Genomic DNA, 474 nt, shown 5'->3' with positions numbered 1-474 from the left:
GATGTGACCAGAAGCTAATGCTTGGATGTAATGTTCGAGATATGCAGACGGGTCACGGTTCAGACGTAAGATGGAGATTCAAGTAGTGGTAATGACGAGTTCTAGTCAATCCAAAGGTTTCGGTAAGCCGAAATTGGCGGACACTAAGAGTGTATGGAAGACTGTCAACTGGACGAAAGTTCAGCGGATGGTTTTCAAGCTACAAAAGCGTATCTATCAAGCGACTCAATCGGGACAGAATGCAAAAGCCAGAAGGTTGCAGAAACTCCTTTTGAAGTCATACTATGCAAGGCTCTTAGCGGTAAGGCGTGTAACCCAAGATAACCAAGGCAAGAAAACAGCCGGAGTGGATGGAGTGATAGCTATATCCCCGAAACAAAGGTTCACCCTTGTTGAAGAAATCAAAGGAAACTTCAAAGCCAAGCCATTACGGAGAGTTTGGATACCAAAACCCGGACGGGATGAAAAACGCCC

At 45.6% G+C, this 474-nt stretch carries 1 protein-coding gene; it reads left to right on the top strand.

Going from position 1 to position 474, the window contains the following annotated elements; translation table 11 throughout:
• Positions 1–91 precede the first annotated feature (91 nt).
• On the top strand, positions 92–474 hold a 383-nt coding region (locus tag AC0QHF_RS00370; RefSeq protein ID WP_324702207.1), incomplete at its 3' end, for a reverse transcriptase N-terminal domain-containing protein.

The organism is Lyngbya sp. CCY1209 (genome assembly GCF_055795065.1).
Note: the sequence above shows the minus strand (reverse complement) of the source record. Positions and strands in the feature narration are given on the sequence as shown.